This is a genomic window from Algibacter pectinivorans, assembly GCF_900112595.1.
GTDB lineage: Bacteria > Bacteroidota > Bacteroidia > Flavobacteriales > Flavobacteriaceae > Algibacter_B > Algibacter_B pectinivorans.
The window spans coordinates 81,057-94,109 of record NZ_FOMI01000009.1; the positions used below are offsets into that span (position 1 = coordinate 81,057).

Consider the following 13,053-nt stretch of genomic DNA (forward strand, 5'->3'; position numbering starts at 1 on the left):
GTCGGGCTTTCGCAAGTCGCTCTCTGCGAGGAGCTCCAACAAATGCTCAATCCCTAACGCATTATCCGCCAAAAACAAGCATCTATGCCAAGGTAAAACTTATCTATAAATATAAAATCAAAAAACCCGAAACATTTAGTTTCGGGTTTTTCTAGCTATTAATCAACTCCAATTAACACTTAAATGAAGAATTATATGGTAGTTGGACGTTTTATTTGTAAAAATATTACAAAGTTTTATTTTTATTCGGTTTTTTACTTCCTGTGATAAAAAAACTCGAAACAGGTTTCGAGCTTTAATTATATGCATCTTAAACTACGAATATGTTTTTTGTAGACGACTAACTCTAAAAATAATTACGTTTTCGCTAATTGGTTAGATTACATATTATACGTTTAACGTAAAAATATTGTGTGTTATTGTTCTGATTTTCAAATTTTAACAATTTTTTTTAACATTTTAAAAATATACACTTAAAAAAACAAAACCCCTAAACTAAATGTTTAAGGGCTTTTATTTAATAATCGTACAAAAATACTAACCATCAATTATTATACAGATTATTAAATGTAATTATTACATATAGCCGCCACCTCCAGATTTGGTGTCGTTTTCTCTTTGTTTTCTTTTTAAGGCACTGTAGTTATTACCACCAAATCTGTACGATAACGCTACATTCCAGGTGTTGCTTTCCCAATTAAATCCGCCAATATTAGGAAATGGTGTGCTGCCTTCAAATTCGAATTTCATGGTGTTAAAAATGTCGTTATAATTAAAACTAAGTGTAGCTCTGTTATCTTCTAAAAAGTTATAGCGCATACCTGTATTAACCATATACATAGGTTCTCTAGTAAATTGAAGACTTTCCTCTTCGCCTCTATACATGGCAAATAATGAAAAACTTAATTTTTTCGATACTTTAAAATTGTTAAAGGCTCTTACATTCCAAATAATAGTTTCAACCTCGTTGTTTTGCTCCAAAATATCATCTACGGTTGCATTTTGTATATCGTCGGTATTTAAAACCTCTATAATACCTTGTTGCTTTTGCGAGTACAAATCAAAACTACCATTTAAGCTCCACCATTTGGTTGGTCGGTAATTTGTAGATAACTCAAAACCATATGCTGTGGTGTTATCAAAATTATCATAAGATAAATTTGAATTTCCAGAGGTTATATTGGTTCTATCTATAAAAACATATCTATTAATATTGTCTTCAATAATTCTGTAAAAAACACCTGCAGTTATACTACCTTTTTTTAATTGTCTTGTATAATTTGTTTCAAGAGAGTTTGTAAATTGAGGTTGCAATTTGGTATTTCCAAACGACGATAAACGTGGTGTGCTCCACTCTCTAATTGGGTTTACCTGCTGTAATCCTGGGCGGTCTACACGACGACTAAAACTTAATTGATAGGAGTTCTTTTCGGTTGGGTTGTAAGTTATAAATGCCGAAGGGTATATTTGAAAATAATCATTTTCAAAAGGAATAAATTCTGTGCTAGCATCGCTAAATGTTTTTAAAGCATCGGCGTTTACGTTAACCTGTTCTCCTCTAATACCAACTTGATAGTTCCATTTTTCCAATGTTTTTCCGTAGGTAAAGTATGCCGAGTATATGTCTCTATTATAATCAAAACCGGTACTTGGTGTGGGTATAATGTCGCCTTCGCTAGAAAACGTTTGCCCTGTAGAGGTGTAGTCGATATTGGTGTTAAATAAGCGAGCTTCAAGGCCTGCTTCAATTTTGGTTTTGTCGTTTACAGGTTTTACGTAGTCAATATTTACTGTGGTTTGTTGGCGTTGTGTGTCCACATTATCAACATAGTTATTAGGGAAATCAAAATTAAAGAAATTAAAATTGGCAAGTTCGTCGCTTTCAAAATCGTTGTAATCAATTTCAATATCTAAGGTTTCGTTTTCATCTGTAAATTCGTGCTTGTAGGCTAAGTTATATTGTCCAGAATTATTACCCGAAGTATTATTAAATAATTGACTTTGTGTAAGCGATGGGTAGTTTATTATGGCGCTTCCAGAATTATTACCGTTATAAATATTTTGGTTGGTAAAAAATGAAAGTGTGTTTTTATCATTCACATAAAAATCGACCCCAACTTTATATAAATGCGATGTTCCACTGTTTAAAAATTTAAAGTTTTGCATGGAATTATCATCCAAACGCAGTATCGACCCAAAATTATCGTATTTACCTACGTTATTTCCGTAGTTTCCATAAAAATTGAATTTACCATTTCTGTAATTCATATCTATAGAGCTATTAAATTTTGCAAATACCTCATGCGTTAATCCTACATTAAGGTTACCATTAAAACCAATTTTTGTGTTTTTATGTAATTTAATATTAATTATACCACTCATGCCTTCAGGATTATATTTAGCCGAGGGATTTGTAATTAATTCAATTTCTTTAATGGATGTAGACGGAATTTGTTTTAAAAGCTGTGCAATAGGCACGTTGCTTAATTTGCCATCAACCATAACGCGTACATTTTCGTTACCACGTAAGCTAATGTTTCCGGATTGTTGATCGATACTAACCGAAGGAATATTATTCATAATATCGCTTGCGTTTGTTCCGGCGGTAGTTAAATCTTTTCCAACGGTAATTACTTTTCGGTCTACCTTTTGTTGAATGGTCGATACCTCGGCTACTACAGTAACAGCGTCTAAACCTTCGGCAGCTTCTTCAAGTAAAATAGTACCTAAGTTAACATTGTACTTGTTTTTGCCAATGGTAATAGTTTTATTTACTGTTTTATAGCCAATGTATTGTATGCTTACAATAATGTCTCCTTCGGGTACTTGGCTTATAGTAAATGTACCATCGTCTAAACTTATACCTCCAGTAATGTTAGCGTTTTTTGTATCTTTAATTATAATATTTACATACGGTAAGGGTTGCTGTAAAGTGGCGTCTAATACAGTACCAAATACGGTTCCTGTTTTATCAATTTTGGGATCTGTTGTTTTGGCTTGTGCTATGGAAATGGAAAATAAAATAGCACACAAATAAATTAGTGGTCTCATAATGGTGGTTTGATTTTTGATTGATGTTTCTTAGAAGACGGCAAAAATCAAGTTCTGTTACCGTAATGAGGTGAAATTAACAGTCTTTTAACAGTTTAAAGATTTATGAATAAAAAAACACTGGTGCTTGGGGCATCATTAAAACCACAAAGGTATTCCAATATGGCTATTAAGCGATTGGTTTCAAATAATATAGAGGTAGTTGCCTTTGGTTTACGTAAAGGGGAAGTGGCTGGCGTAGAAATAGATACCGATTTAATACCATACAAGAATGTGCATTCGGTTACCTTGTATTTAAACCCAGCACGACAACAAGAATACTACGATTATATCGTGTCTTTAAAACCCAGTCGTGTAATATTTAATCCTGGTACGGAAAACCCAGAGTTATATAACATTTTAAAGGCAAATAATATAGCTTTTGAAGTAGCCTGTACCTTGGTGTTACTTTCTACGAATCAATATTAAACCTAAAAAAGTTATTAAGCCATTTATTGGTAAAATTTCCCAATGAAATTTATAATGTCCTATAACACTTGCCGGTAAAGAGGTTAATCCAAATGTTATGAGTATGGACGCTAACCCAACAAGCCAAACATATTTATCTTTAATTTGGTAATTGGTAAGAATGCCAAATGCAAATAAGCCAAGTAACGGCCCATAAGTAAATGTGGCAAACTTAAATAGGTTGCTTACTACATTCCCTTCTAGGCTATTAAAAATAATAACCACAATTATTAGTAAAATGGAAACGCCAATGTGTACCTTTTTACGTAGTGGTTTTTGGGCTTCTGTTGGTAGTTTTTCAATGTTTAAAAAATCAACAGAAAACGATGTGGTTAAAGAGGTTAATGCGCTATCTGCACTAGAGTATGCGGCAGCTATTAATCCTATAATAAAAGTAACGCTTAAAGCTGCGCCCAAATTTTGATTCATGGCTATTTCAGGAAATAATAGATCGGTTCTTACTCTGCCATCAACTACAGGTACTTGCAACCCAAATTTATCGGCATAAATAAATAATAAGGCACCAAGAGATAAAAATAAAAAGTTTACAAATATAAGTAGCGTAGCCATGGTAAACATGTTTTTCTTGGCTTCGGTAGGTGTTTTACAGGTTAGATTTTTTTGCATCATATCTTGGTCTAAACCAGTCATGGCAATGGCTATAAAAATACCACCAATAAAATATTTCCAGAAGTACGTTGTCGCATTAGCGTCGTCAAAAAAGAAAATTTTTCCTTTGGCAGAAAACTCCGGCGAGCTTAAAAAATCAATATAGGTCCAATCTAATTTATCGGTTATTAAAAAAACAGCAACACTTACCGAGGTTAGCATAGCTAGAGTTTGTAAGGTATCTGTCCAAACAATCGTTTTTATACCACCTCTATTGGTATAAACCCAAATTAAAAGAATGGATATTACTACAGTAGCCCAAAACGGAACACCAATGTTTTCAAAAACAATGTATTGCATGGCTAGGGCTACTAGAAATAGTCTAAACGAAGCGCCTGTAACACGCGATAATAAAAAGAAAAAAGCACCGGTTTTATAACTTATTACCCCAAAACGTTGCTCTAAATACTGGTAAATAGACGTAACATTAAGTTTGTAATAAATTGGTAGCAGAACAAATAATATAAATAAATACCCTACAAAAAAACCAAGAACGCCCTGCATATAAGCAAATTGTTGTCCTTCAATCATTCCAGGCACCGAAATAAAGGTAACTCCAGATAATGAAGCCCCTATCATTCCAAAAGCAACTAAATACCATGGCGCCGATTTGTTAGCCTTAAAAAAGGCTTCGTTGCTATCTTCTTTACCAGTAAAATATGAGATTAAGATTAGAACAACAAAATAAGCTGCAATTAGAAGCATAATTTGGGTAGCCGTCATTGTAAAAAAGGATTTTTTAAGTTTTTAATTTACAAATATAAATTGAAAAAAGGGTTTTTACGTTTTATGGGGCCTATATTACTTTAATTGTGTTTAATATAAAATGTATAAATAACAAGTAATATTTTAAAAGTGAAGGTTAAAATTAGCGAAATTCATGGCTAAATATTAATTTCGCAGGTATGGAATTTTCTTCGAAGCTTTTAGAACGTGCTGTAAACGAAATGTCGCAGCTACCAGGTATAGGTAAGCGTACAGCTTTGCGTTTGGTTTTACATATGTTAAGGCAGCCTAAAGAGCAAACTTTAGCCTTGTCTGAAGCATTACAAACTATGCGAAGCGATGTTAAATTCTGTAAATGTTGCCATAATATAAGCGATGTTGAACTTTGTGAAATATGTGCAAACCCTAAGCGTAATAAAGATGTTATATGCGTAGTAGAAGATATAAGAGATGTAATGGCTATTGAAAACACAAGTTCTTTTAGAGGGGTTTATCATGTTTTAGGAGGCAAAATATCTCCTATGGATGGTATTGGCCCGCATCAATTAAATATAGCATCATTAGTGAAAAAAGTAAAAGAAGAAGAAATTAGCGAGCTTATTTTTGCATTAAGTTCTACAATGGAAGGAGATACCACTAATTTTTATATATTTAAGCAAATTAAGGATTTTGGTATAACAACTTCAACCATAGCCAGAGGGATTTCGGTTGGAGATGAGTTGGAGTATGCCGATGAAATTACCTTAGGACGAAGTATAGTAAATCGTATTCCGTTTGAATCTTCAATTAAACTATAAACTGAAACTAAAATTTGAAACTCTCAATAGTTATATTAAATTATAATGTAAAATGTTTTTTGGAATTATGTCTTAGAAGTGTTGAGGCTGCAATTTCAAATATCGATGCCGAAATTATTGTAGTAGATAATAACTCTACAGACCATAGTTGCCAAATGGTTAAATCCAAATTTTCCAATGTAACTCTTCTTGAAAATAAAGAAAACGTGGGATTTTCTAAAGGTAATAATATAGGAGTTTCTGTAGCAAAAGGCGAATATTTGTGTATATTAAATCCAGATACTGTAGTAGCCGAAGATACGTTTACAAAGTTATTAGCTTTTTCTGAAACTAAAAGAAAAATGGGTATTGTAGGTTGTAAATTAATTAATGGAAGCGGTTTGTTTTTGCCAGAAAGTAAGCGTAAAATACCTTATGTTATGGCGTCCTTTAAAAAAATGCTTGGTAATTCAGAGGACTATTATGCTACTAATATAAAACAAAATGAGGTTAGTGAAGTAGAAATACTAGTTGGGGCGTTTATGTTTTTAAAGCGCGCTGTATATAGAGATATTAAAGGCTTCGATGAAGACTATTTTATGTATGGCGAAGACATAGATATCTCTTACAAAGCCTTAAAAAAAGGCTATGTTAATTATTATTACGGAGATACTACCATTCTGCATTTTAAAGGCGAAAGTACTTTAAAAGATAAAAACTATGCGCGACGATTTTATGGAGCAATGCAGATTTTTTATAAGAAGCACTTTAAAAAAAATATGCTATTCGACCTTTTTGTTTGGGGAGGTATTTATATTGTTTATTTCTTTAGAAAGCAACATATAAAAAAAATTAAACGGGTTTATAAATATGTTTTTATATCAGATAAAATTAATGAAGGTTTGGAATCTGTTTTAGAAAAAGATGTCCTTTTAAGATCCGACTTAAAAAATATTATTAAAGAATCTGAAGTAATTTTCGATGCTAATGTTTTAAGTTTTAAAACAATTATTAATTTTATCGAGAGCAATAGATTAGACAAATCGGTCACTTTTAAAATATTACCTAATAATTCTAATTTTATTATAGGGAGCGATGATGGAATGAGTAGAGGTGAAGTTATTAGTTTTAACTAGTTTTATTGTATATTATAAGGCAATTTGTTATTTTTTTTGATAATTTTGTAAAATAAAAATTAAAAATAAGCATTACGTTATTGATATGGCAAAGTTTGAGCTTAGATTACCAAAAATGGGAGAGAGTGTTGCAGAAGCAACCGTAACATCTTGGTTAAAAGAAGTTGGTGATACTATCGATATGGACGATCCTGTATTGGAAATAGCAACCGATAAAGTAGATAGTGAAGTACCAAGTGAAGTTGATGGTGTTTTGGTTGAGCGTTTTTTTAATGTAGACGATATTGTTCAAGTAGGCCAAGTTTTAGCGATTATTGAAACTGAAGGTGAAGATACTCATGCTAACGAAAACCTTAACGGTGAAGAGAGCGTTGAAGCCTTAGATGATAATGAAAAAGTAGTTGTAGCAGAATTAGAAGAGGTTTTAACCGTAGCCAAAGAAACTGTGGCTCCGGCTGTAGTATCAAGTGGCGATCGTTTTTACTCGCCGTTGGTTAAAAATATTGCCAAGGCCGAAGGTATTTCGCAAGCGGAATTAGATGGTATTACTGGAACAGGAAAAGATGCTCGAGTTACTAAAAATGATATTTTAGATTACATAACAATTAAAGGAGCAGGACAACAAAATAATACTGCTAAAATTGAAACACCTATAACATCTACAGCGAAGATAGAACAACCTAAGCAAGTAGAGTCTAAAGCTGTAAAACAACCTGCAGTAATACCTAGCGGAGAAGACGAAATTATACAAATGTCTAGAATGGGTAAGCTTATTGCACACCATATGGTTGAGTCTATAAAGACTTCGGCTCATGTGCAAAGTTTTATTGAAGCCGATGTTACCAATATTTGGAATTGGAGAAAGAAAGTTAAAGACGACTTTATGAAACGTGAAGGCGAGAATTTAACATTTACGCCTATTTTTATGGAAGCTATTGCCAAGGCTTTGCGAGATTTTCCAATGATGAATATTTCTTTTCAAGACGATAAAATCATTAAAAAGAAGAACATTAATCTTGGTATGGCTGCGGCTTTACCAGATGGAAATTTAATAGTTCCTGTTATTAAAAATGCCGATCAGCTAAATTTGGTTGGTATGACAAAGCAGGTTAACGATTTAGCAAATAGAGCTAGAATAGGTAAATTAAAACCAGATGATACTCAGGGTGGTACATACACAGTTACAAATGTGGGTACTTTTGGTAGTATTATGGGTACTCCAATAATTAACCAACCTCAAGTTGGTATTTTAGCATTAGGAGCTATTAGAAAAGTCCCTGCAGTTATTGAAACTCCAGAAGGCGATTTTATTGGTATTCGTTACAAAATGTACTTGTCACATTCTTACGATCATCGTGTGGTAAATGGCGCATTAGGCGGCATGTTTGTAAAGGCTGTAGCAGATTATCTTGAGGCTTGGGATGTTAATAGAGAGATTTGAGTTAATGCTAACTAAAATTAATTTTGGATTTTTGTTTTTTTTGCTAGCAACCATGTTTTGCTACGTAAAGGCATTTTCTCAATCTGATACCATTTACTTAGACGAACTTGACAACCCTGTTTCAAAAATAAAATTCTATACCAAAGAGCAATCCTCAATTTATAGTGGAACAAGGTATTCCTCGGATACGTTGGTTTTGCAAACACTGAGGTTAAATTATATGTATGATAAAATGCCTCTTATCTCCAAAGAGCGTCTTTTTAATTTTTTGTCATCTAATTATAAATTAGATACCACAAAAACCATAGTCATTCATTACACAAATACTTTAAAGAATCCCAAAGATTACCCTAATAGAACACCCGTATATAAATTTGATAGCTTAAATAATACTTATAAATTGCTTAAATACCATAATGCCGGTAATTTAGATTTAACCCTTGGCGTTTCTGGTCATATGCATGCACAAAATTACAGCGCTATCATGTATGGTTATAAGCAATGCATTAAGTATCATAGAAAAAAGAATGAAGAACTAAGTGTACTGCATCTTTATGCTAAAAACGAAGGCTTTCCTTTGGAAGAAAAGGGTTTAGAATGGTACTTGGATAAAAATCAATTTATTAAAGGTTTTTTTAAGAAATTTAATACGGTGTCTAACATTGTAATTATACAGCCAAATGGGGAGTTCTACGTTCAATACTGTAGTTCTAAGTATGACTATGCTTCATTAATAGCAAAACATAAATGGGGCACTCATAAAACAGAGTTTTTGCGTGAAATCGAATTCTTAAATGAAGATTGAGAGTAATTAATGGGTAAAGATAATCTCTTTTTCTAGTAAAATAGACAACGCTATAAGTGAGGGGTTATTAGCCTTGTTGAAGTTTAATAATTTATTCTATGTGGTTTTTTAAAGCTTCTAAAAGTTCTTTTTTAGTACTTATTCCTCTGTAAATGGCATCTTCAATTTTTAAAACAAATACATCTCGTTGTATGTTTTCTATTGATTGTCCATTGTTTTTAAGCGCTTTTAAAAGTAAATCTTGGTCATTATTAATAGCCTTTAAGTTATAGGCTACTTTGTTATTGTTAAATAATAATTTAGTGTCTTCGCAAATTTCGCAAGCGTCAGATTCAAATAAGGTTATGTTTGCGGTTTTTAAGGCGGTATCAAAATTTATTTGCATATCGTCGTCGTCCTTTCTAAACTTTAAATTTGTACTTACTTCATTTACAATAAATTGTTTTTCGTAATTCCCCTCAGAGCCAGCTAGTTTAATAAGAGTTAGCAAATGGACTTCGCTGTTAGCGCTTACAGGTTTTAATACAGGTCGGTTACTACTTCGTCTAAAGTCATTAGTAGTGACCCGCAAGAATACCACATAAGGAATAGTATCTGTGTTTTTTGCATATAGTTCTAAGCGTTTTCCATTTTGCTTTTCCACAAGCGTAACATTTTCAGGATTTGCACCTTGAGCAAAGCCTAAAAAAGATGTTAAAAAAATGAGTATAACTAAAAAGAAGTGATTAAATTTCAATTTCATAGGTAATGCAAAATTAAACAAATTTTAAAAAATTATATTTGCAATAAACATACCATAAAAGTAATGCAATTAAACCTAAAAAGACCCATCTGTTTTTTCGACTTAGAAACCACAGGAATCAACATAACCAAAGACCGTATAGTAGAAATTTCTATATTAAAAGTATTTCCTAATGGCACCGAAGAAAGTAAAACATGGTTGGTAAACCCAGAAATGGTAATACCCGATGAGGTTGTGGCTATTCATGGCGTTTCCAATGAAAGAGTGGCAAACGAGCCTACTTTTAAGGTCCTAGCTAAGGATATTTATAATATGATTAAAGATTCCGATTTAGGAGGCTTTAATTCTAATCGTTTTGATATTCCGTTATTGGCAGAAGAAATGTTACGTGCCGGAATAGATTTCGATATGAAAAGTACTTTGGCAGTTGATGTTCAAACTATTTTTCATAAAATGGAACAACGTACGCTAAGTGCTGCTTACAAGTTTTATTGCAATGAAAGTTTAGAAAATGCCCATAGTGCAGAAGCAGATACCAAAGCGACTTACGAGGTTTTAAAAGCACAATTAGATAGATACGATGACCTAGAAAACGACACCAAGTTTTTAGCAGAGTTTAGTTCTCGAAAAAAGTTTGCAGATTTTGCAGGTTTTATTGCCTATAATAAGGAAGGTGTAGAGTGTTTTTCTTTCGGAAAACATAAAGGAAAATTAGTTACCGAAGTTTTAGAGAAAGAACCAGGATATTTTGGTTGGTTACTAAATGCCGATTTTCCGTTGTATACTAAAAAGGTGCTAACAGCTATAAAGCTTAGAAGTTTTAATAATAAATTGGGTTAATAAAGACTTTGTAAGAGTAAGGAACTGTGGTAATCTTATCCGCGTTACGTATTGCAGTTGAAAGCCCACAGCCCGATACTTTTAGGGTAACCTGCCTGCGGGCAGGCGCCTAAAATAAATTTAAAAATACATGAAACTAATTTGCATAGGTAGAAATTATACCGATCATATAAAGGAGCTACAAAACGATAAACCAACAGATCCTGTGGTGTTTTTAAAACCAGACACAGCTATTCTGTTAAAAAAGCAGCCGTTTTTTATTCCAGATTTTTCCGATGATGTACATTATGAAGTTGAGGTTTTGGTTAAAATTAATAGAGTAGGGAAGCATATTGATAAAAAATTTGCAGGTAAATATTATAACGAAATTAGTTTGGGTATTGACTTTACCGCTCGCGATTTACAAAGCACATTAAAGGCTAAGGGTTTACCTTGGGAGAAAGCAAAAGCTTTTGATGGCGCTGCGGTAATTGGTAAATGGATTGATAAAAAGGAGGTAACCAATATTAACAATTTTCAATTTTCTTTAAAAAAGAATGAAGATTTTGTACAAAATGGAAATACAAGCCATATGCTTTGGAAAATTGATGAATTAATAGAATATGTGTCAAAATATTTCACTTTAAAGATAGGAGATGTTATATTTACAGGCACACCAGCAGGAGTTGGCCAAGTTTTTGCCAACGATAAGTTAACTGGTTTTATAGAAGATCAAGAAATGTTTTCAATAACTGTAAAATAAATGGAACTACATTATAAATTATTTAGGGTACGTGAATTAGCGGATAACGACGAAAGTTTTGTTGCTGCTTTAGCCGAAGCTTTTTTAGAAGAAGTTCCTATTGATGCCGAACGTTTAAAGAATGCTGTGGCTGTAAAAGATTATCAAGAAGCCTACCAAGCAGCACATAAAATGAAACCTACGGTCGATTTGTTTGAACTTGGTGTGCTAGATAAATTAATTGAAGTGCAAGATTGGGGAAAGTTTACTAAAACCGACGAGGATATTACCGAGCAGTTAAACATTGTACTTACGGCAGTAAATAAAGCTAGTGCCGAAATGAAATCTGATTTTAAATTATAATGAAGGCAGAAATAATCACGATAGGTGATGAGCTTTTAATTGGGCAAGTTATAGATACCAATTCGGCTTTTATGGCCAAACAGCTTAATAAAATAGGTGTTTCTGTATTTCAAATTACTTCCATTCAAGATGATAAGGCACATATATTACAAGCCTTAGCCGATGCCGAAAGTAGAGTAGATATAATAATATGTACAGGCGGATTAGGCCCAACAAAAGACGATATAACCAAAAAAACCATAGCCGAGTACTTTAATGATACCTTGGTTAGAGATCAATCGGTTTTAGATAATATCGAAAACATTTGGAAACAACACGTAAGAACGCAGTTACTTCAAGTAAATAAAGATCAAGCCTTTGTGCCAAGTAAGGCCAAGGTTTTAATGAATAAGTTAGGTACAGCTCCAGGTATGTGGCTGGAAAAAGGAAACAAAGTGTTTATATCTTTACCTGGCGTACCATACGAAATGGAGGCCTTAATAGAGCATCAAGTTGTTCCTAAATTAAAAGTTAAATACAACTGTCCTTTTATATTACACAAAACATTATTGGTTTACGGCTTAGGTGAAAGTGCATTAGCAGCAAGAATAGAAGCTTGGGAAGATGCTTTACCAAAACACATTAAACTAGCATACCTACCTAATTTAGGGAAAATGCGTTTACGTTTATCTACAACTGGATATAACGAAGCTCAGTTAAAACAAGAAGTACAAGAGCAAATAGATAAGGTTATACCTTTAATACAAAAGGAATATGCTGGGTTAGAAGATGAGGATGGCTCTGTAGAAGTGGTTATAGCTAAACAATTAACTAAGCTTGGTAAAACCTTAGCCATTGCAGAAAGCTGTACTGGTGGAGCGGTTGCCGAAAGATTTACAACACATTCTGGAGCATCGGCTTTTTTTAAAGGCGGTATAGTAACATACGCTACCGAATCTAAAATTAACATATTAAAGGTTTCAAAAGCAGAAATCGATGCCCATTCGGTAGTCAGTTTTCAGGTCGCCGAGGCCATGGCAAAAAATGCACAGCAATTATTTCAATCAGATTACGCCATTGCAACAACAGGAAATGCAGGCCCTACAAAAGGAGAGTCCGATGCAGAGGTTGGAACGGTATTCGTTGCTATTGCTAGTAAAACAGGAGTATACTCAGAGGGATTTAACTTCGGAAATTCTAGAATAAAGGTTATAAATAAAGCCGTAAATAAGGCTTTAGAAATGATGCTAAAAGAAATTTTTAAAAATTGATAAAAATATGGTTGTCAGATTATAAA

General features: G+C 33.0%; 12 protein-coding genes. 9 read left to right on the forward strand and 3 right to left on the reverse strand.

Features of this window, described 5'->3' with window-relative positions; all coding sequences use genetic code 11:
* Positions 1-576 precede the first annotated feature (576 nt).
* Positions 577-3,051 (reverse strand): TonB-dependent receptor, encoded by a 2,475-nt coding sequence (locus BMY96_RS13105; RefSeq protein WP_092852914.1) that lies wholly within the window; start codon positions 3,049-3,051, stop codon positions 577-579.
* A 105-nt stretch (positions 3,052-3,156) separates the two neighbouring features.
* Here BMY96_RS13105 and BMY96_RS13110 point away from each other — a divergent pair, with 105 nt between their 5' ends.
* Entirely contained in the window at positions 3,157-3,519 is a 363-nt protein-coding gene (locus BMY96_RS13110; protein WP_092852916.1) for a CoA-binding protein, read from the forward strand.
* Here BMY96_RS13110 and BMY96_RS13115 read toward each other — a convergent pair.
* Positions 3,496-4,950 carry a sodium:solute symporter gene (locus tag BMY96_RS13115; RefSeq protein ID WP_092852918.1) on the reverse strand — a complete coding sequence of 485 codons (1,455 nt, stop codon included), beginning with the start codon at positions 4,948-4,950 and terminating at the stop codon, positions 3,496-3,498. The genes BMY96_RS13110 and BMY96_RS13115 overlap by 24 nt on opposite strands.
* A 182-nt stretch (positions 4,951-5,132) precedes the next feature.
* On the opposite strand from BMY96_RS13115, the gene recR reads away from it, so the two are divergent.
* The 4 genes from recR (at position 5,133) to BMY96_RS13135 (ending at position 9,111) form a co-directional block, all read left to right on the forward strand.
* Positions 5,133-5,750 (forward strand): recombination mediator RecR, encoded by a 618-nt coding sequence (gene recR, locus BMY96_RS13120; protein ID WP_092852920.1) that lies wholly within the window; start codon positions 5,133-5,135, stop codon positions 5,748-5,750.
* A gap of 14 nt (positions 5,751-5,764) precedes the next feature.
* Positions 5,765-6,865 (forward strand): glycosyltransferase family 2 protein, encoded by a 1,101-nt coding sequence (locus BMY96_RS13125; protein WP_092852922.1) that lies wholly within the window; start codon positions 5,765-5,767, stop codon positions 6,863-6,865.
* An 85-nt stretch (positions 6,866-6,950) separates the two neighbouring features.
* On the forward strand, positions 6,951-8,306 hold the full coding sequence (locus tag BMY96_RS13130; RefSeq protein WP_092852924.1) for a dihydrolipoamide acetyltransferase family protein: 1,356 nt from the start codon (positions 6,951-6,953) through the stop codon (positions 8,304-8,306).
* 52 nt (positions 8,307-8,358) lie between these two features.
* Positions 8,359-9,111, forward strand: coding sequence for a hypothetical protein (locus BMY96_RS13135; protein WP_139205259.1), 753 nt, complete (start codon positions 8,359-8,361; stop codon positions 9,109-9,111).
* A 91-nt stretch (positions 9,112-9,202) separates the two neighbouring features.
* Here BMY96_RS13135 and BMY96_RS13140 read toward each other — a convergent pair whose 3' ends face one another.
* On the reverse strand, positions 9,203-9,853 hold the full coding sequence (locus BMY96_RS13140; protein WP_092852928.1) for a thioredoxin domain-containing protein: 651 nt from the start codon (positions 9,851-9,853) through the stop codon (positions 9,203-9,205).
* A gap of 63 nt (positions 9,854-9,916) precedes the next feature.
* On the opposite strand from BMY96_RS13140, the gene BMY96_RS13145 reads away from it, so the two are divergent.
* From BMY96_RS13145 to BMY96_RS13160, 4 genes are all read left to right on the forward strand, one after another.
* On the forward strand, positions 9,917-10,693 hold the full coding sequence (locus tag BMY96_RS13145; protein ID WP_092852930.1) for a 3'-5' exonuclease: 777 nt from the start codon (positions 9,917-9,919) through the stop codon (positions 10,691-10,693).
* A 130-nt stretch (positions 10,694-10,823) separates the two neighbouring features.
* Positions 10,824-11,435 carry a fumarylacetoacetate hydrolase family protein gene (locus tag BMY96_RS13150; RefSeq protein WP_092852932.1) on the forward strand — a complete coding sequence of 204 codons (612 nt, stop codon included), beginning with the start codon at positions 10,824-10,826 and terminating at the stop codon, positions 11,433-11,435.
* Positions 11,436-11,777: an Hpt domain-containing protein gene (locus tag BMY96_RS13155; protein WP_092852934.1), complete on the forward strand. Its 342-nt coding sequence runs from the start codon at positions 11,436-11,438 to the stop codon at positions 11,775-11,777. It begins immediately after the preceding gene.
* The gene (locus BMY96_RS13160; protein ID WP_092852936.1) at positions 11,777-13,027 is read left to right on the forward strand and encodes a competence/damage-inducible protein A; all 1,251 of its coding nucleotides are present in this window, start codon (positions 11,777-11,779) and stop codon (positions 13,025-13,027) included. The genes BMY96_RS13155 and BMY96_RS13160 overlap by 1 nt, the downstream gene beginning before the upstream one ends.
* Positions 13,028-13,053: the final 26 nt, after the last annotated feature.

What these genes read in the sequence shown, in the direction of transcription:
- BMY96_RS13135 (WP_139205259.1), top strand. Translation starts at nt 8,359, where the DNA reads ATGTTTTGCTACGTAAAGGCATTTTCTCAATCTGATACCATTTACTTA.
- BMY96_RS13145 (WP_092852930.1), top strand. Translation starts at nt 9,917, where the DNA reads ATGCAATTAAACCTAAAAAGACCCATCTGTTTTTTCGACTTAGAAACC.
- BMY96_RS13155 (WP_092852934.1), top strand. Translation starts at nt 11,436, where the DNA reads ATGGAACTACATTATAAATTATTTAGGGTACGTGAATTAGCGGATAAC.
- BMY96_RS13160 (WP_092852936.1), top strand. Translation starts at nt 11,777, where the DNA reads ATGAAGGCAGAAATAATCACGATAGGTGATGAGCTTTTAATTGGGCAA.
- BMY96_RS13110 (WP_092852916.1), top strand. Translation starts at nt 3,157, where the DNA reads ATGAATAAAAAAACACTGGTGCTTGGGGCATCATTAAAACCACAAAGG.
- BMY96_RS13140 (WP_092852928.1), bottom strand. Translation starts at nt 9,853, where the DNA reads ATGAAATTGAAATTTAATCACTTCTTTTTAGTTATACTCATTTTTTTA.
- BMY96_RS13115 (WP_092852918.1), bottom strand. Translation starts at nt 4,950, where the DNA reads ATGACGGCTACCCAAATTATGCTTCTAATTGCAGCTTATTTTGTTGTT.
- BMY96_RS13150 (WP_092852932.1), top strand. Translation starts at nt 10,824, where the DNA reads ATGAAACTAATTTGCATAGGTAGAAATTATACCGATCATATAAAGGAG.
- BMY96_RS13105 (WP_092852914.1), bottom strand. Translation starts at nt 3,051, where the DNA reads ATGAGACCACTAATTTATTTGTGTGCTATTTTATTTTCCATTTCCATA.
- recR (WP_092852920.1), top strand. Translation starts at nt 5,133, where the DNA reads ATGGAATTTTCTTCGAAGCTTTTAGAACGTGCTGTAAACGAAATGTCG.
- BMY96_RS13130 (WP_092852924.1), top strand. Translation starts at nt 6,951, where the DNA reads ATGGCAAAGTTTGAGCTTAGATTACCAAAAATGGGAGAGAGTGTTGCA.